This is a genomic window from Desulfosarcina sp., assembly GCF_046496365.1.
Classification (GTDB): Bacteria; Desulfobacterota; Desulfobacteria; order Desulfobacterales; family Desulfosarcinaceae; genus Desulfosarcina.
The window spans coordinates 1-17,989 of the sequence record NZ_JAWOHB010000116.1 but is presented as its reverse complement, the minus strand read 5'-3'; the positions used below and the strand labels follow the sequence as shown (position 1 = coordinate 17,989).

At 57.9% G+C, this 17,989-nt stretch carries 16 protein-coding genes; 3 read left to right on the top strand and 13 right to left on the bottom strand.

Features of this window, described 5'->3' with window-relative positions:
• Positions 1 to 291 precede the first annotated feature (291 nt).
• A complete protein-coding gene (locus R6V78_RS09895; protein ID WP_410289193.1) occupies positions 292 to 1,848 on the top strand; it encodes an OmpA family protein in 1,557 nt (518 codons plus the stop codon).
• A 164-nt stretch (positions 1,849 to 2,012) separates the two neighbouring features.
• On the opposite strand, the gene R6V78_RS09890 is transcribed toward R6V78_RS09895, so the two are convergent.
• Positions 2,013 to 4,331: a hypothetical protein gene (locus R6V78_RS09890; RefSeq protein ID WP_410289192.1), complete on the bottom strand. Its 2,319-nt coding sequence runs from the start codon at positions 4,329 to 4,331 to the stop codon at positions 2,013 to 2,015.
• 304 nt (positions 4,332 to 4,635) lie between these two features.
• Between R6V78_RS09890 and R6V78_RS09885 the strand changes: the two genes are divergently transcribed.
• Positions 4,636 to 5,970, top strand: a complete 1,335-nt coding sequence (locus tag R6V78_RS09885) for a dihydroorotase (RefSeq protein WP_410289191.1) — start codon at positions 4,636 to 4,638, stop codon at positions 5,968 to 5,970.
• Here the strand turns inward: R6V78_RS09885 and R6V78_RS09880 are convergent.
• The 11 genes from R6V78_RS09880 to R6V78_RS09830 all read right to left on the bottom strand — a co-directional run bounded on the left by R6V78_RS09880 (position 5,967) and on the right by R6V78_RS09830 (position 16,794).
• Positions 5,967 to 6,545, bottom strand: coding sequence for a manganese efflux pump MntP family protein (locus tag R6V78_RS09880; RefSeq protein WP_410289190.1), 579 nt, complete (start codon positions 6,543 to 6,545; stop codon positions 5,967 to 5,969). The two genes, R6V78_RS09885 and R6V78_RS09880, sit on opposite strands and share 4 nt — an antisense overlap.
• A 169-nt stretch (positions 6,546 to 6,714) precedes the next feature.
• Entirely contained in the window at positions 6,715 to 7,038 is a 324-nt protein-coding gene (locus R6V78_RS09875; protein WP_410289189.1) for a DUF6955 family protein, read from the bottom strand.
• 212 nt (positions 7,039 to 7,250) lie between these two features.
• Positions 7,251 to 8,078 carry a prephenate dehydratase gene (gene pheA, locus R6V78_RS09870; protein ID WP_410289188.1) on the bottom strand — a complete coding sequence of 276 codons (828 nt, stop codon included), beginning with the start codon at positions 8,076 to 8,078 and terminating at the stop codon, positions 7,251 to 7,253.
• Entirely contained in the window at positions 8,075 to 8,806 is a 732-nt protein-coding gene (locus tag R6V78_RS09865; RefSeq protein WP_410289187.1) for a prephenate dehydrogenase/arogenate dehydrogenase family protein, read from the bottom strand. Before R6V78_RS09865 ends, pheA (R6V78_RS09870) begins: the two co-directional genes overlap by 4 nt.
• A complete protein-coding gene (locus tag R6V78_RS09860) occupies positions 8,803 to 9,939 on the bottom strand; it encodes a pyridoxal phosphate-dependent aminotransferase (protein WP_410289186.1) in 1,137 nt (378 codons plus the stop codon). Before R6V78_RS09860 ends, R6V78_RS09865 begins: the two co-directional genes overlap by 4 nt.
• Before the next feature lie 21 nt (positions 9,940 to 9,960).
• A complete protein-coding gene (gene aroC / locus R6V78_RS09855; protein ID WP_410289185.1) occupies positions 9,961 to 11,061 on the bottom strand; it encodes a chorismate synthase in 1,101 nt (366 codons plus the stop codon).
• A gap of 65 nt (positions 11,062 to 11,126) precedes the next feature.
• The gene (aroL, locus tag R6V78_RS09850; protein WP_410289184.1) at positions 11,127 to 11,678 is read right to left on the bottom strand and encodes a shikimate kinase AroL; all 552 of its coding nucleotides are present in this window, start codon (positions 11,676 to 11,678) and stop codon (positions 11,127 to 11,129) included.
• Positions 11,679 to 11,686: 8 nt separating this feature from the next.
• The gene (gene aroA / locus R6V78_RS09845; protein WP_410289183.1) at positions 11,687 to 12,949 is read right to left on the bottom strand and encodes a 3-phosphoshikimate 1-carboxyvinyltransferase; all 1,263 of its coding nucleotides are present in this window, start codon (positions 12,947 to 12,949) and stop codon (positions 11,687 to 11,689) included.
• A 17-nt stretch (positions 12,950 to 12,966) separates the two neighbouring features.
• Positions 12,967 to 13,794, bottom strand: a complete 828-nt coding sequence (locus R6V78_RS09840; RefSeq protein ID WP_410289182.1) for a shikimate dehydrogenase — start codon at positions 13,792 to 13,794, stop codon at positions 12,967 to 12,969.
• A 21-nt stretch (positions 13,795 to 13,815) separates the two neighbouring features.
• Complete coding sequence (pheA, locus tag R6V78_RS09835; protein ID WP_410289181.1) at positions 13,816 to 14,928, bottom strand: prephenate dehydratase; 1,113 nt, start codon at positions 14,926 to 14,928, stop codon at positions 13,816 to 13,818.
• Between the two features lie 327 nt (positions 14,929 to 15,255).
• Positions 15,256 to 16,794 (bottom strand): MDR family MFS transporter, encoded by a 1,539-nt coding sequence (locus tag R6V78_RS09830; RefSeq protein ID WP_410289180.1) that lies wholly within the window; start codon positions 16,792 to 16,794, stop codon positions 15,256 to 15,258.
• A 96-nt stretch (positions 16,795 to 16,890) separates the two neighbouring features.
• Between R6V78_RS09830 and R6V78_RS09825 the strand changes: the two genes are divergently transcribed.
• A complete protein-coding gene (locus R6V78_RS09825; protein ID WP_410289179.1) occupies positions 16,891 to 17,532 on the top strand; it encodes a hypothetical protein in 642 nt (213 codons plus the stop codon).
• Positions 17,533 to 17,589: 57 nt separating this feature from the next.
• Here R6V78_RS09825 and R6V78_RS09820 read toward each other — a convergent pair whose 3' ends face one another.
• Positions 17,590 to 17,799 carry a dihydrodipicolinate reductase C-terminal domain-containing protein gene (locus R6V78_RS09820; RefSeq protein ID WP_410289319.1) on the bottom strand — a complete coding sequence of 70 codons (210 nt, stop codon included), beginning with the start codon at positions 17,797 to 17,799 and terminating at the stop codon, positions 17,590 to 17,592.
• Positions 17,800 to 17,989 lie beyond the last annotated feature (190 nt).

Sequence of the window (17,989 nt, the reverse complement as noted above, 5' to 3'; positions counted from 1 at the left end):
GGGCAGGCGGCCATCACCGGAACCAGTATGGTTTATTTGAGCAGCAATAACATCGGGGCGCCGGCAAAAGTAGCCCGACTCTATTGCACCGGTTGGGAAATTGCAAGCGCAATTGCATTGATTCGCCCGTTGCGTTTGGTTATGAATTGACGAAAAGTATTGTTTTCCGATAGGTTGGATCAGTCGGCGCTCGCTATCGCTGTTCAACCGCGTGATTGTTACCGAGGTTCTCGATCCATCCGGGGAACTTCATCAGTGAGATCCACCAATTTGGAAAATGGGAGGCAAAAAATGAAGACCCATGGACGGACAACCCTTTGGGCAGCCATGTTGATTGTTGGGGCTGCCATAACCGGGTGCGCTCAATCGCAGATCGCCGGATCGGCGCTGGCTGCCGCACAGAACGAAGCCATGCTGGCAAACCCGGTGGAACTGGTCAACCAGCTCAGCAACGCGATTTCCGAAGCGCGCATGGCCCAGCTGAATGTTCTGGCCCCCGAATGGTTCAAAAAGGCGGAAAATTCTTTTATCAGCGCCCAGATGGATCTTGAAAAAGGAAATGAAATCATAGATATCCGCCAATCAGTGCTGGAATCACACGCGCACCTGGAGAAGGCGGAAGAGATCGCCATGGTTTCACGCACCACCCTTGCCGACACCCTCAAGGCCCGTGAAATGGCCCGCAGCGCCGGCGCGACAAAGTTTGAAGATGAATACCGGCGGGTGGAAAGTGAATTTCTGGACCTGACCCGGGCCATTGAAAGGGATAATCTGAGCTATGCTCAGAACACCCGCAGCAGGGTGAGCGAACGCTACCGGGAACTGGAGGTTCGTGCCATCAAGGAAGAGACCATCGGCGAGGTGCGTGCGCTCATCGCCAGGGCCGAAGCCCTCGATGCCCGCAAGATCGCGCCCCTCGCCTACGATCAGGCCGTGGAGCAGCTCAACACCACCGATGCGTTCATTTCTGCCAATCCATACGCCAAGGAGGAGATGCACGCCATGGCTCGGGATGCCCTGTTTCAGGCCAACCGCCTGGTGGTGATCACCGAGGAGAGCAACCGCATCAAACCCATGCAGCCGGAAGCGGTGGCCCTGTTGATCGAAAAACACCTGCACACGATCTCAACGACGCTCGGTGCCCCGGACATGCGCAGTCAGGCATACTCGACCCAACTGGACAATATCGTCGGTTCGGTGAATGCATTGAAAAGCGACCGAACCTTCATGTCCCAAAAAAATCAGGCATTGCAGGCGGAAATGGAGCAGTTGAAAGCCGAATACCAGGCCCGGATCGATGCCCTCAACGTAAGGGTGGCCACCCTGGAGGGCAAAACCCGCCAAGACCAGATGGCCAAGGAGCTCCTGGCCAGGGAGCGCATGGCGGCCGAACAGCGCCTGGCGGCCGAAAGAAAATTTAACCAGTTGTTCGTAGCGGTCCAGAATTATTTTGAAGCCGAGGAAGCCGAGGTCTACAAGCAGGAAAACCAGCTGGTTATCCGGCTCAAGGCCATGCGCTTCCCAGTGGGAAAAAGCATCATCATGCCGGATAACTACGCCCTGCTCAGCAAGGTGCAAAAGGCCATCCGAACCTTCGATGATCCACGCGTGATCGTAGAGGGTCATACGGACACCACGGGTTCCAACGAAGTCAACATGCTGCTTTCCCAACAGCGGGCCGAGGCCGTGCGCGCGTACATGATCGCCAATCAAACGCTGCTGCCGGACAGTATTTCCGCCGTGGGTTATGGCTCCGAACGCCCCCTGGCCTCCAATGCAACGCCTGCGGGCAGGGCCATCAATCGCCGCATCGACATCCTGATCATCCCTCAGGAAAAACCCATATAGGATGAGGTGCCCTCAACCCCATCAAGGAAGCATCAACCCGAAGCGGTTCCATGAAAAGTATCGGTCGCCCCTTTCAACCGAACAGCCAAAACCGACTCCATCGCAGCGGGATGCGGGCCCGTGAGAATTATGGCAACGCACCGGACGAAGATCCGGTTGTAAGACTAAAGCAAGTGTTTGGTGGCCTTGTAGATAGCGGGACTGGTGCAGACTTCGTAGTATTTGCGATGGGTGAATTGAACTTGGCGAAGGTTTTGGGGGTTGACCGCCGGCACGTCGTCCTCACGCACTACCAGGCGCTGGTAGCGGCCCGATTTGGTAGGAAACTTACCGGTATATAAACGGACCTTTTCCAGCTGAAGGTCGGGGATGCTGCCATGAAACGGCTTGAGATCGATCTCCTGGGCCAACTTGCGGAACCCGGCCTCGTTCAACTCGATGCCGTTGACGTTGTAGCGCAGCAACAGATCTTCGGCCGTCTTCTGCAGTTCAGTATCAGAGGCCCCCTGAAAAACAAACAGATTGAAAGGGCTGATGTTTTTACGCAGGATGCGCCGCACCGATTTGTGACATCCGGAAAGGCGGTCCGCCAGGTTGATGGCCGGCGATATCATGATGCGGTTGTCACCGTCGAAAAGAAAGGTGGGGGCATCCGCCCGGTGACAAATGCCGATGCCCAACTCCAGGATCGGCAGTTGGTACTCCTGGCTCTTCTTGTTGTAGCGGTTGATAATCATCAGCATGTTGATGGCCATACCGCAGGCCCGGGCCACACTGTACCAGCCACTGGGCGTATCCTCGCGCTCGAAGATGGACAGGATGATGGCATCGCCTTCGATGAAGACCTTGTGGGCGTCGTACTCGGCCAGGATCTCGGTAATGGGATCAAAGAAGTTGAGGCTGAAATAGGAGGCCGGGTTCAGCCCGCGTTCATTCATCTGGTGGGTGATATCCGTCGACCCGCGCAGATCGGCCTTGATGATGGTGTGGTTCAGGATGGGTTTTTCACCCATCTCCTGTTCATGGGGCAACAGAAATTCATACAAGGTGCGGTTGGCCTTGGACAGAGCCAGAATCTTTTTATCGGTGACCAGATTGATCCGCTCCGCCGCATCACGATAAATATTGAAACAGCAGAAATCACGGTGATACCGGCAAAAGGCCCGCAGGAACCGGATCAGATATTGCTTTTTTCGACGGGTGCCCATGCGCTCCATCTGGACAACCTTGCGGTTGAGCGGCCACATGCGGAACGTTTTACCGTAAAGTTTTGTCAGACGCTTGAGTCGATTTCTCACCAGCTTTCGACTCTTGGGGTGAATCAAATACTGCAGAACCTGCTGGGGGATCAGCGGGGGGCAATAGTCACGATATAGCGACTGCATCTCGTAGGAAGCCGTAATCCGTTCCATGAGGCCGGTTCGGGAAAACTGCCGGTAAAAATAGGCCATCAGCAGCCGCTGATGTTTCATTCGCAGCCGCAGGGAACGCAGGCTCTCCTTATCCGCCTTTTCTCGTTTCAGAGACCGGTACTGCTGCTTGGCCAGATCCCGATTCAGCAGCAGGTCTATGTTTTCCGGACGTTTGATCCACTGATCCAGGCGCTGCAGCTGAAACTTTTTGGTTTCGTTATCGCCCGGCAATTCGGCCGCCGAAATCTCCCGGCGACGTCGATCGTGCGACCAGCTGATCGCAGCTGTTTCTTCCATCTCGAGAAAACCGAAGATGCTGCGCATAAGGCTGAGCATCATGTCGTACCGGTCCGGGTCGTCCACCCGGCGCCCCAGGCAGATATCATACGCTTCGATCATGAAGTGGTCGTTAAATGGATTGTCCATGTGAACGATGGGGTTGGTAAGAAGATCAAAGAGAAAGGGCAGGTCCTGTCCGAACACCGCTTCGCGTATCTCACGAATATCAGTGTCCCTTATCTCCCTGAAGTAACCGCAGATTTCCAACCCCACCTTCTGCTGCACCCCATCCCGGCTCTGAAGAACTTGGGCCAGGCTTTCCTTGAGTTTGAGTGCTTCCTTGTGATCGTCGTGGCCGGACAAATCCGACCGGCGAATACCGGTTTTGCAATGGCCGATCAAAATATCATACTGTCTACGAATTTCGTCGTGAACCATGCTGAGAATCGCGATCTGTGCAAGAAAATCAACCTGCATCTCTTTGGCGGCCCTGGCCTTGTTGACCGCATCACCCATGACCTCCCCGTAGAGCTGGCGATAGTTCTCCTGCTCCCTGGCCAAAACAGTCTGGCGATTTTTTTCAGCGCTTGTCCAGATTCCGGTGTCACGTTCAATGAGAAGGCCGGCCAGTTTAGCCGTGGCGTTGCAAAATGCAGGGCTCAATCGGACATCGCAGCGGATGTTGTCCACCCCGAGAACCAGGCGGTCCAACGAAAAATCGGTGGAATAAGACTCCATGGGGAAGTCCTTGAGCCCGGGTAATCTGGGTTGGTATTTAAAAAAATCGAACATCCCTGCGCGTTCCGTCCGCTGTTGAAGCATGGAAAAAATCTGGATCAACCCTTGGTTACCCTTACCATTTGGTGCGTGCAGTGTCCATAGATTTAACCCGCCGCAGATGCCCACAAATGGTTGCCAGGCTTATATCTGGCAGGTTCACGCAAGACCGAGGCTTGACCAGTCGGATTCGATCCGCACAGGGAAATCGCTACCGCCTGCAGAGTCGGGTCTGGACAAGCCGACGGCCACCCGTTAAGGTGGGTTACAATCAGCCCGCCAACCTTTGGCCCCTGTCCACTGAATCCGGGAGCAAGCCATGACAACCACACGAATTGTAAATGCATTGACGGTAAATGAAGGGACGACCTCACATCAGGATCTGTTGATCCGCAACGGACGCATTGCCGCCGTTGGCGGCCGCCTTTCAGGCAGCGCATCGGATCGAGTCATCGATGCTAACGGGATGGCCCTGTTTCCGGGGATGATCGATGACCAGGTCCATTTCCGCGAACCGGGTCTGACCCACAAAGGAGACATTGGATCGGAGTCCCGGGCAGCCGTCGCCGGCGGAATCACCAGCTACATGGAAATGCCCAATACGCTGCCCCCCACCACCACCATCGAGCGGCTGGAGCATAAGCATCGCATTGCCCGGAATTCATCCTTTGCCAATTACAGTTTCTATTTAGGGGGTGCCAATGACAACATCGAAGCCATCAAAATGCTCGATCCTAATCAGGCCTGCGGCGTAAAGGTGTTCATGGGTGCCTCCACCGGCAACATGCTGGTGGACGACCCCATGACATTGGAACAGATCTTCACTCACAGCCCCATCATCGTGGCCACCCATTGTGAGGACAGTCCCACCATCGCGGAAAACACCCGGCGGTTTGAGATCATTTACGGTGAGGACATTCCCATCACACTCCACCCGGCCATCCGCAGCGAAGCGGCCTGCTACCAGTCCACTGCGCTGGCCTTAGACCTTGCCCGTCGGTGCGACACCCGGCTGCACATTCTGCACGTGAGCACAGCCAAGGAACTGGCACTCCTTTCTTCAAAGCCCCTGGTAGAAAAGCGGATCACGGCAGAGGTGTGTGTCCATCACCTGCATTTCCGCGGAAGCGATTATCGTGAAAAAGGCAATCTGATCAAATGCAATCCGGCCATAAAAACCGAGACCGATCGCCAACAGCTGATAATGGCACTTCAGGAGGGCAGGATCGACGTAGTGGGAACGGATCACGCCCCCCACTCCCTGGCTGAAAAGCAGCAAACCTATCTGAGGGCGCCGTCAGGCCTGCCGCTGGTGCAGCATGCCTTTGTCAGCCTGCTTGAGCACGTCCATGACGGGGCGCTTACCCTGGCGCAGGTGGCCGAGAAGACCGCCCATAACCCGGCAAAGCTTTTCGAGGTAAAGGATCGGGGCTATCTTCGGGAGGGCTATTGGGCGGATCTGGTACTGGTGGACCTGAACCGGTCTGGTGTCGTGGATGACCAGCCGATTCATTACCGCTGCGGGTGGACCCCTTTTGCCGGCCGCACCTTCAGGTCCACCGTCACGGCGACCTTCGTTTGCGGCCACCTTGCCTATATTGACGGAAAAATCAATCCGGAACCCAGGGGTATGCGGCTGGAATTCAAACGTTAAAAAAGAGCGGCCAGCGCACCGTGTTCCCTCAGGATGTTCAGGCCAATGGCCAGAAGTACGACCCCTCCTGTCGTTTCCGCCCAGCGGCTTAACTGTCCCATGTTGCCGATCACTTTTCCCAGGTGCATGCCGGCAGTGGTGAATGTGCCGGCCACCAATCCAATGATCAGCGCCGGCGTCCAGATGGAGATGTCGATCATGGAAAGACTCAGACCGACTGCCAGGGCGTCAATGCTGGTCGCCACAGAAAGCATCACCATGGTCATGCCTTTGGTGGGGTCCTTGGCATCCGCCACCTGCTCTCCCTTGAAAGCGGAACGGAGCATCCCCTGGGCCACGAAAACCAGCAAAGCGAAGGCGATCCAATGGTCGTAGGCCTGAATCCGACTTCTGACCGTCAAGCCGGCACTCCAACCAATGACGGGCATCATGGCCTGAAAAAGACCGAAATGCCATGCCAGTCGGAAGGTCTGTCGGGCGCTGACAGTCCGCAGGGCCACCCCCGAGGCAATCGAGACCGCAAACGCATCCATGGCCAGGGCCACGGCAAGCGCCAGTGTGTTGATCAATTCCAAGGATCGTTATCCTGGTGTCGACATTTGGGTCTTTGAAGGTCCCAGCCCTGCCTGACCAATGGAAAAAGGGCCCGGCAGATGCATGCGGGGCCCCATGGGCATCAAACCTGTTCGGCATTGTGCACCGCTGAAAACCGGGCGCCTCGCCAACAGTCGTCAGTGGCGGAAACTACCGCTGGGCAGAACGGGGGGCCTTGCCTGCCAGTGGGTTGTAAAGCTTCATGATGGCAAACTTCATGACGTCCAGGGTTTTCGTTTCAGCGATAATGTCCAGCAGCTTGGTTTCAGCCTCGGCAGGAAGCGTACAGGCCTTGGACGCATCAAAGCTGAGATCGGAAAAGCCTTTGGCAAGTTTTTTCTGTTCTTTGGCGGTCATCTCCACCTGAACGGCCTCTTTCCCGTCGATGTTGACGATCTTGTCCGCCAGGCCGGCCCCACTGATCTTGGCCTTCTTTGCATCATCCAGAATCACATTAATGAAATAGTCTGCCATCTTGTCGCCTCTCCTTGTTGAAATGATAATGGTAAGAGAACACACACATCCAGTTGGGGCTTTTTACAAAATAACACCAAGGCGGTCAAGAATGGATTTACCGTTTCGACGGGAACCCCCTTGCCGGCCCCAGGGATCCTTTCGCCCTGGGCGCCGCCTTCATGGCGATCCCATGGGAATCAGCACTGTGGGTGCTTGAAGGCGACCTTGACTCACCAGCACTTTTCAGCTTTGGGGTAACTCCCCAACAGCTTGACGAAAAGGGCGTGCAGGGTCAGTTCACCGATGGCCGCCTTGACTTCGTTGGCGTCAATGCCCGCTTCGAATGCCGCGTAAAAAACGTATTCCCACGGATTTTCCGGGATGGGCCGCGACTCCAGCTTCGTCAGGTTCAGGCGGTATTTCTGGAAAATCTTCAGGCAGTCCACCAGGGCGCCGGGATAGTGGCGGGTCTTGAATGCCACGGTGGTTTTGCCGGTCTTGTGGCCCTCAGGCACGTTCTCTTTTTTTGCGATGACGAAAAAACGGGTGGTGTTGGAGCTGTTGGACTGAATATCCCGCTCCAGGATGTCCATATCGTAGATCTCGGCACACAGCTCCGAAGCAATGGCGGCGCAATCCATGCGTTCGCCGGCTGCCACGGCCTGGGCGGCTCCTGCAGTGTCGTAGGTGGGCACCATCCGAATATTTTTCGACTTCAGGTAGGCCTTGCACTGTTTGAGCGCGTGGGGGTGGGAAAGGGCCTCTTTGACCGCTTCAGGCTGGGTGCCTTTTTTGGCCAGCAGCGTATGCCGGATGGGCAGGTACACCTCGGCGATGACGAATACATCATTGGCAAAGAGAAGATCATAGTTCTCCACAACAGTGCCGGCGATCGTATTCTCCACGGGGATGAATCCGTGGGTCGCCTCGCCGCTGTTCACCAGATCGAACACATCGTCGAATGCGTCGCAGCCGACCGTCTCGACCCCTCTGCCGAAATGGTCGTGGAGCGCCATCTCGCTGTATGCGCCTCGTATTCCCTGAAATGCAACTCTCATCGGTCGAGCCTTTCGTGTATGCCGAGCATGGCGTCGATAAACGCCTGGCGTTTTTGTTTGGCGTATGGGTTATAGGTGTGCATGTCCTCGAAAAGCTGCCAGGTATCGTGGCTGACCACCCCCAGGATATGCATGAGCCGCTTGTAGCCCTCGGTGTCGATGTCCATGTCCCGGGCGCCGAAGGCCGAAAGGGACCGGCCGATGAAATGGGTCAAAGAGAGGCTCACGGCAATCTTCTCATCATGCTCCTGTGCCGTGGACTTGATCACCACCAGGCCCTGACCCTCCAGCCAGATCCTTATTTTCTCATATTTACCGCTGCCGATTCGTTCGGGACAGAGTACGATTTTTCGGTCTTTGAGTGAATGGGCGGCACTGTCCGGACCGAACATGGGATGGGTGGGCAGAATCGACACCGTCGTGGGAAGCAGTTCCCGCATCCACTGTACCGGGTAAACTTTCACCGAGCACACATCCACCACCAGGGTGTCCTCTCTCAGCAGCGGCGCCGCCTGCCTCAGGATTTCTCGCATGGCAGAAATGGGCATGCACAGGATCACGATCTCTTGCCGGCACACAGTTTCAAAGCATACCGCTCGGGCGCCGCACGCCTGGATGGCTTGCTCCCTGTCGCTGCGGGTGAACACGGCGACGGAAAAATCTTTGGACAGGTAGCGGGCGGCAAGCTCACCGAAGCGCCCGAAACCAATGATCCCGATACTGCTCATAGCACCTCACGAATTCGCTTGAATGCCTCCCGCAATTGATCGTCGGGTGCGGCAAAACAGATACGCACATGACCGTCCATGCCGAAATCATCACCGGGTACGATGGCAACTCCGGTCTTTTCCAGGATCCGGCCGGCAAAATCCGCGGATGTCTCTCCCCGATGCAGGTGGGCGGAAATGTCCGGGAAGAGGTAAAAGGCACCTTGAGGACGGATGCAGGGAAACATGGCCGCAACCAGGTCAAATGCCAGGTCACGCTTTTGCTGCAGTTCCTCCCGGCGACGGGCCAGCAGTCTTTCATCCATCCCAATGGCAGCCACGGCACCGTGCTGGGCGAAGGTGCAGACATTGCCGGTCAGATGGCTCTGGAACCGCACCATGGCAGCAGCCACTGCCGGCGGAGCAACCGCGTAGCCTACGCGGAAACCGGTCATGGAATAGTGTTTGGAGAAACTGCGGGTGATGATAAGTCGGTCCCGCAGGACTTCCAGGCTATATAGAGAGAAATACGGCAGCTTGTCGTACACGAAAAAATCATACGCCTCGTCCGCAATCACAACCAGGTCATGGTCGACAGCCAACCGGGCGACCCGTTCGAGATCCTGCCGCGGATAGACGGCACCGGTTGGGTTGTTGGGAGAATTGATCAGGATGGCCTTTGTTTTTGCGGTGACGGCAGCCTCAATCCCCTTGAGGTCCAACTGATGGTCCTCGGTGTTAACGAAAACCGGTTCGCCGCCGGCCAGTTTCACCTGTTCGGCAAAACTCACCCAGCAGGGTACGGGAATGATCACCTGGTCCCCGGGATTGCAGAGGCTCTGAAAGATGGTGTAAAGCGCCTGCTTGGAGCCGTTGCAAACAACGATGTTTTCTGGCCCGCAGCCATCGAACCGGGCCGCTAAAGCGATTCTCAACGCCATCAACCCGGCCATGTCACCGTAGCGGGTCTCCTGCCGGTCCAACGCCTGTTTGGTGGCATCGATCACCGGCACCGGCGTATCGAAGACCGGTTCACCGATGGCCAGGCTGATCACCGGCAGCCCCTGACGCTTCAATGTTTCCAGCAGTGGGATGAACCGGGCCGTTTTGGAGCCTTCGACAGTTTGAATGCGGCTGGATAGTTTCGATTTCACAATCCGGACTCTCCCAATCCCTCAATCCCTTGAATTCCTCGGTGCCATGATCGCCTTCTGGCGCAGCGCAAAATCTCCCAACACCAACGCGGCCATGGCCTCCACAATAGGCACGGCCCGGGGCACCACACAGGGGTCGTGGCGGCCCTTGGCCTCCAGGGTCACCGGTTGGCCGTGGAAATCCACCGTCTGCTGCGCAAGACCAATCGTTGCCGGCGGTTTGAAAGCCACCCGGAAAACGATCGGCTCACCGTTGGCGATACCACCCTGAACGCCCCCGCTGTTGTTGGTGGTCGTACCCAGATGCCCGTCGACAGCCACGAAGGGATCGTTGTGAACCGAACCCTTGAGGCGTGTACCGGCAAAGCCCGAGCCGATCTCGAACCCTTTGGTGGCCGGAATGGACAGCATGGCCTGGGCCAGCTTGGCCTCCATTTTGTCGAATACGGGCTCGCCCCAGCCGGCCGGCACATGGCGGCACACGCAGGTGACAACACCGCCGACGCTGTCCTTGTCCGCCTTGACCCGGGTTACCAGGGTCTCCATCCGGGCAGCAGCGCCGGAGTCAGGACAGCGGATCGGGTTTTCGTCAACGGTCTGCCGGGTGATGGCCTGCACATCGACATCCATGCATGCAATATCGCTGACGGCACTGACCCAGGCGACGATCTCAACCCCATAGGCTTCCCTGAGCATTTTTTCCGCCACCGCACCGGCAGCCACCCTGCCGATGGTCTCCCTGGCACTGGACCTGCCGCCCCCGGACGATGCACGCACACCATATTTGATCTGGTAAGTGAAATCCGCATGGGAGGGTCGGGGAACCCGACTCATCTGGCGGTAGTCACCGGGCCGCTGATCCTTGTTGGGCACGAACAGACCGATGGGTGTTCCCAGGGTGACGCCATTTTCCACACCGGAGAATATGGTCACCCGGTCAGCCTCCTGGCGGTCTGTGGTCAGCTGGCTCTGGCCCGGCCGGCGACGATCCAGTTGCGGCTGGATGTCAGCCTCGCAAAGTTGCATGCCGGGCGGACATCCATCCAGGACAGCGCCCACCCCCTTGCAGTGGGATTCACCGAAAGTGGAGACTCTTAAAAGCGTTCCAAAGGTACTGGACATGATGCATCGTCCTGTCTATAGGGTTGACTGCATTCCAGGCCGATAAGCGGCGGCGCTTCCATCGGTCATGGGATCCTTGACTGGGAACCACCCAACCCCGACCGTCGTCTCAGCGCCGCGATGACCTGCTCACAGATTGAGGCAACCGTTTTTCGGTCCGTATCGATAACCTGATCAGCCGCCTTTTCGTACAGCGGCCTTCTTTTAGCCAGCACCGACGCAATCTCGGCACTCAAGCCCTGATCGGTCAGGGACGGCCGGCTCCCGGCAGTGGCTGCATCCTCAAGCAGTCGGGCCAGAATTATCTTTTGGCTGGCCGTGAGCCAGACGACCCTGCCGGATTTCCGCATGGTGTCGATATTGCGTTCATCGAGAACAATGCCCCCACCGGTGGCCACCACCTGGCGGTCACCGGTGGACACGGAAGCCAGCGCCAGCCGTTCCTGTTGCCGGAAAACCGGCCATCCGTGGTCTGCCACCATCCGGGCGATGCTGACTCCGGCAGTCTCGGCAACCATCCGGTCGGTATCAACGAAAGACCAGTCCATCTGCCGCGCCAGGGCTTCTCCCACGGTTGTTTTGCCTGTGCAGCGATATCCGATGAGAAACAGATTCATGACGAGGGTCAGCCAGCGTATAGGGTTTCCCACACCTGCCAGAAGTTGGGAAAAGATTTCTCCACGCAGTGCGGTTCTAGGATACACACGCCTGGGGTCACCAGACCCGCCATGGCAAAACTCATGGCAATGCGGTGGTCATCGTAGGTTTCGATGGAAGCGCCGCGGGGGCACCCCCCCGTGACCAGGAGCCGATCCGTATCAGCAGTGGCGGCAATGCCCATCTTCTTCAGTTCGGCACAGGTGGAAGCCAGCCGGTCGCTCTCCTTGGCCTTGAGATGAGAAACGTTTTCAATAACCGTCGTACCGTCGGCGAATGCCGCGACGACTGCCAGCGTCGGCACCACATCGGGCATGTCAGCCATGTCCACCCTAACGGCCTTAAGCCTGCCGCCGGTCACCGTAATGCCGTCGGATCCATGGCTTACCCGGCAGCCCATCTGTTCAAAAACCTTGGCCAGACCCATATCCCCCTGCCTGGAATCGAAAGACACCCCGTTGACGGTGACACTGCCCCCGGTGATCGCGGCCGCACCCCAGAAATACCCGGCCTGGGAAGCATCCGCCTCGACCGCATAATCACCGGCACGATAGGTTTGATCGCCATTGACTTCAAAACGGGAGTATCCGTCGCGCTCGACCCGGATGCCGAACCGTTTTAGAATATCTAAAGTCATATCCACATATGGCCGGGATACCGGACCGTGGGAGACGGTGATGGACATTCCCTTTGGGGTGCACGGCGCCATGAGCAGCAGGGATGAGAGGAACTGGCTGCTCACGCTGCAGTTGATGGCCACCGAACCGCCCGTTGCCTGTCCGCCCTGGATCGCCACCGGCGGACAGCCGTCGCCGTTCGTCGACCAGGCATCGACACCCAGCTGGTTCAACCCCGCCAAAAGGTGGGTAATCGGGCGATGGTACATGCGCGGAGTTCCGGTGAAGGTGTAGATCCCCTCTCCCAGGGCCGCCACACCGGCCAGCAGTCGCATGGAGGTACCGGAATTGGCCAGGTAGAGCGGCTCTTGGCAGGCCTTGGGCCGTCCATTCAGGCCGCGGATAAAGAGCGTCTGTTGACGGTCGGCAACCACCACCCCCATCTTTTCCAGCGCAGCCAGGGTCAGCAGGGTGTCCTGACTGCGCAGCGCGTTGCGAACACTGCAGGAACCGTCTGAAAGGGCCGCAGCAATCAGCGTCCGATGGGTGTAACTCTTTGATCCCGGCACACGAATCCGACAGCGGCCAATGCGATGGGGTTTGATCTCAATCATGGCGGTCGTTTTCCTTCTCAAGTGCTTTTTTTCCCCAAGGCATCCAGAACCGTTTTTTTCATCAGCTGAACCGGGGCCTTTTTACCGGTCCAGCGCTCGAACTGGATCGCGCCCTGGTGCACGAACATGGCAACCCCGTCCACCACCGTGCAGCCGGCTTCCCGTGACGCCTTTAGCAGCTGGGTTTCCAGCGGATTATAGACAATATCCATGACCGTCATGCCCGGCCGGAGGCAGGCATGGGCAACGGGCATCCGATCCGTGTGGGGACGCATGCCCACGGAGGTGGTGTTGATCAAAATATCGCACCCCAGACCCGAAAAGTCGTCCAGGGGACAGAAATCGCATTCCAGTTGGCCGGCCAGCCGACGCCCATTTTCCAGGCTGCGATTGACGATGGTCAACCGCCCGCCATTTAGTTTTACTCCATGGGCCAGGGCCCGGGCTGCACCGCCGGCGCCGATCACCGCCACCTTCCTGTGGGCAATTGGGGTTTTTTCCAGCAAGGCGGCCATGGCACCGGGGCTATCCGAATTGAAACCGCCAAGCCGGCCGGCTTGGTTGACGATGGTATTGACGGCGCCGATCTGACGCGCCATGGGATCCACATGGTCCAAAAGTTCCATGACCGCGACCTTGTGGGGCAGAGTCACGCTGCAGCCGCCGATATTCAAGGCCTGGATCGCGGCAACGGCTCCAGGCAGGTCCGTGACCTCAAAGGCCACGTACACCCCGTTGTGGCCGGTCTGACGAAAAGCCGCATTGTGCATGACCGGGCTTAAGCTGTGGCTGACCGGGCTCCCCAGGACCGCGTACAACCGGGTATTCGAATCGATGTGCGGCATACCGGTTTCCAGGACCATGGTCTACACCCCCACCCCGACCATGGGATAGGAACCCAGGTTTTTCAGATAAAGGGCGTGCGGCCGAATCAGCTCGATGGCCTTTTGGATGCTGTCGTCTTCGAGGTGACCCTCCAGGTCAACGAAAAAGAAATGGCTCCAGCTCTCGTGCCGCGTAGGACGGGACTCGATCTTGACCAGGTTGATGCCAGCCTCGGTGATGGGCGCCAGGGCGCCCGCCAGAGCACCGGGTACATGGGCCAGAGCGAACATCAGTGAGGTCTTGTCCTTGCCCGACGGCCGAACCTTCTCCTTGCCGATCACAAGGAACCGTGTGGGCGGGCGGGAAAAATCTTCGATCTTGGAGGCCGCCGTTTCCAAACCGAAGATGGCCGCCGCACCGCCGCCGGCAATTGCCGCCGCCCCCTTTTCAGCAGCGGCCTGTCCCACGGCGAAGGCACTTGAACTGCACTCTTTCAATTCCGCTCCGGGAAGGTACTGGTTCAGCCAGGTGCGGCATTGGTTCAGGGCCTGGGAGTGGGCGTAGACCATCTTAACCACACCCAAGCTAATCTCCTGGGCCAACAGATCGTAGGAAACCTGGTGGTAACGCTCGGCGCAGATGCACAGGTCCGATTCGAAAAAGAGATCCAGGGTGTGGCGCACCGATCCCTCCACGGAGTTTTCCACCGGCACCACCCCGTAGTCACAGGCACCCTTTTCCACTTCGCCGAAGATATCCCGGATACTGGGCTCGGGAACGTAGGTGACCGAAAAACCGAAATGGCTCGTGGCCGCCAGATGGGTGAAGGTGGCCTCGGGGCCGAGATAGGCCACCCGCTGGGAGGCCTGAACGGCCCGCGCAGCGGCGATGATGTCAATGAAAATGTGGCGCAGCACGTTGGGGTTCAGCGGCCCCTTGTTCAGGGCGGTCAGGCGCCTGAGGATCTCGCTTTCCCGGGTGCTGTCCACCACCCGGTTGCCGCTGCCCTTTTTCAATGCCCCGATACGCTTGGCCAGGTTGAGCCGCCGGTTGATCAGTTCCAGTATGGTGGCGTCGATACCGTCGATCTGGTTACGGATATCACAGATGTCGGCGGCCAGCGTGCAGTTCGGTGTTTTCTGGCTCTCTTCCATGGCGGTCGCGGTTGCTCTGTTGGATCATCGTTGAAAAAACATCCGGTCCCTAAAACGAAGGGCCGGGGAGAGGGTTCTCCACGGCCTTAAAAAAAAGAAACCGCGGGGTTGGTCGGTCTGCCCACGGCTTGGTTTGTCTTTTTGGGTTCTCAGGACATTCAGCGCGCGCCGGGCAGGCCCCTGCTAAAAAAATAATCAAAGCAAAAATATCTGCCGGTATCAAAGCGGAGCATCGGGTCCATTCTCCTCAAGTGAAAAAGTTAAGCAAAAGTACAGGGTTGACATCCGCCTGTCAAGCTTTTTCCAGTCTGGTTCCGCTCTTCGCCCTCACGGGACAGGACGAGGAGGAACGCCCGACCCGCGTGACGGCAGAAAAAGACCGAAAACCAGGCAAACCGCCGCAGCGATCAGCGCCAGCTGGAAGACATCGATGACACAGTTGCCGATGGCTTGGTGCAGCATGCGTTGTGCGTGAGGCAACAACTGCTGTTGAACGTCCGGACGAAAGAAATTCTCGAAATTCTGTCGGATCTGGTCCATTACCTGGGGCGGTATTTCCCCGGGCAGGGCCGTTGCACGCAGGGTGTCCGCCACCCGGGCGAAGCGGGCGGTGACCAGGCTGCCGCAGATGCCGATGCCCACGGTTCCTCCAAGGGTGCGGCTGAACTGATGGGACGACGTGGCCACACCGAGATCCTTATTTTCAACGCTGTTCTGGACGATCAGCAAGGTGGCTATCGAGGTAAACCCCATGCCCACACCGGCCAGCCCCATGGCCGCGGCACAGGTCCACAGGCTGGTGGCCGACGAAAAACGCGCGGCCGTCACACACGCGGCGATCAGGATGGCGCCGCCGGCCAGTGAAAATGATTTTTCGCCCCAGCGGTTGGACTGTCGCCCGCAAACCAGGGCGCCGGCCGACCAGCCGAAACTAAGGAACATCATCACGATGCCAAGCTGGAAGGGCGACTGGCCCAAAGCACCCTGGATGAACAGCGGACTGAAGGCCGAAAGCGAAAAAATAGCCCCACTGCTGAAAAAAACCAGGCCGTTGCCGGTGGAGAACCCCCGCAGCCGAAACAATTCGAAGTTGATAATGGGTTCATTGCTGCGTTTCTCGGCAGCGTAAAAACCGACGCTGGAAAAAACAAACAGGGCGAACAGTCCCAGAATCGGCGGAGATGTCCACCCGTAATCCCGCCCGCCCAGCAAAAAAATGGTGAGGAAGGAGAGGATGGCCACGATCAGGGTGGCAATGCCGGCATAATCGATCTCGATGACCTCGTGCTTGTCCCGGGTTTCGGTCAAAAAAAACCAGATGCCGGCCAGCGACACCAGGCCGATGGGAATGTTGATGTAAAAAATCCATCTCCAGGAGACCCAGCCGACGATAAATCCGCCCAAAGAGGGTCCCAGCACACTGGCCAGTCCCCATACAAAACTGGCATAGGACATCATCCTGCCCCGCTTTTGCGGTTCGGACAGGTCCGCCAGGACAATGTATACCAGCGCGAAGTTGCCGCCGGCGCCGATCCCCTGGATGGCTCGGAACACGGTCAGGGCTGACATGCTGCGGGCCATGCCCGCCAGCAGGGAGCCAATCAGGAAAATGAGAATGGCCGCCAGGTATAGGGTGCGGTTGGGCAGCAGGTCGGCCAGTTTGCCGAATACCGGCAAGGCCACGGCCCGGCTGAGCAGGTAAGTGGAAAAGACCCAGCTGTATAGGTGCAGCCCGCCCAGGTCAGCCACGATGGTGGGCATGGCCGCACTCATGATCAGCGTATCCAGGGCGGCCAGAAACAAGGCCAGCAGCGTGGCCAGAATCAAGAGCAGTCGGCGTTGGGGCGAACGAGAGCTCGGCAGCATCGGATCCTTTCATCAAATCCCCGGGGAAAATGAACATCGGGAAGGCAAGATCCGTTAAACGTCATTTGAACACGGTCAGATTCCAAAAGAGGCGCCATGCGCGTTGACCGCACAAGATGGCTCATGTTGATGGTGGTCCTGTGCATGAAGGCCACATGGGCGATGGCCTACGAAGAGATCGAGGATCTGGTGGACATCTATGCCACCGACGGCCAGTTTATCGCCCTGGTGGATGGAAGACGCCATTTTTCCGAAGCCATCCATTCCGGTGAAGCGATTGTCTGGCAGGGGGCTAAAGGGGAAATCGGAGCCTTTCTCACCAATGAACGCCTGTTGGCCGTTTCCCTCAGATCGGGACAGTGGAATACCCGCTATTTAAAAATCAATGAAAAAAAAGAGACGCCCGAAATGCTCATCGCGGCCCACCTCCTGATCATGCTGACCGGCGAACGGATCGTCGGCTTCGGCACCCATACCGGCGGCTTCATCCAGACGCGCATACCCCTTGGCGAGTCGATCGTCGCTAAAGATTCGGAAGGCCGGGTGGCCGCCGTGGTCACCGCCTCCCGGGCATTCGGCTTCTCCGCGAACCGCAGAGGCGTTGCCGAGTACCGTTTCCGGCTGAATGAAACCCTGGTATCCTTGAAAACCACCTACAACAAAATCACCCTGCGAACGTCTCAACGGCTGATTACCCTGGATGCGGAGGAGGCCGTGTGGCGAAGTTTTTATCTGTAGTGACGGATGATGGCCCGGATTCCATAATCGGGGTATGTTTGGACCATCGCAGCGCCCTTAAAAATCCATCACCGTATCCAGCCCGCGCCGCAGTCCCTTGAGCGCACCCACCCTGCGGATGGCCAGAAGGGTTCCATCCACATAAGGTTGTGCACGCGTGCCGGCATCGTGACGCAGGCTGAGCTGCATGTCCGGCAGACCGAAGATCGCCTCCACCGAAGCAACATAGCCGGGCAGTCTTACCGAATGAACCTGACAACCGCCCAGGCGCCAGGACCAACGCCAGGGTCGAGAGAACCAACGCGGGATACTTCATGTCGTACTCCTTGCGGAAGCCCGCGCAAGCGTTGCATGGGCTTTGTGGTTCATAACTCTTCTTCTTCCGCCGCCACCTCGACGACGGCCTCCCCAGGCAGCGAGATGCCCAGGACGGTCAGGGCGTCGCGTTCCACCATGG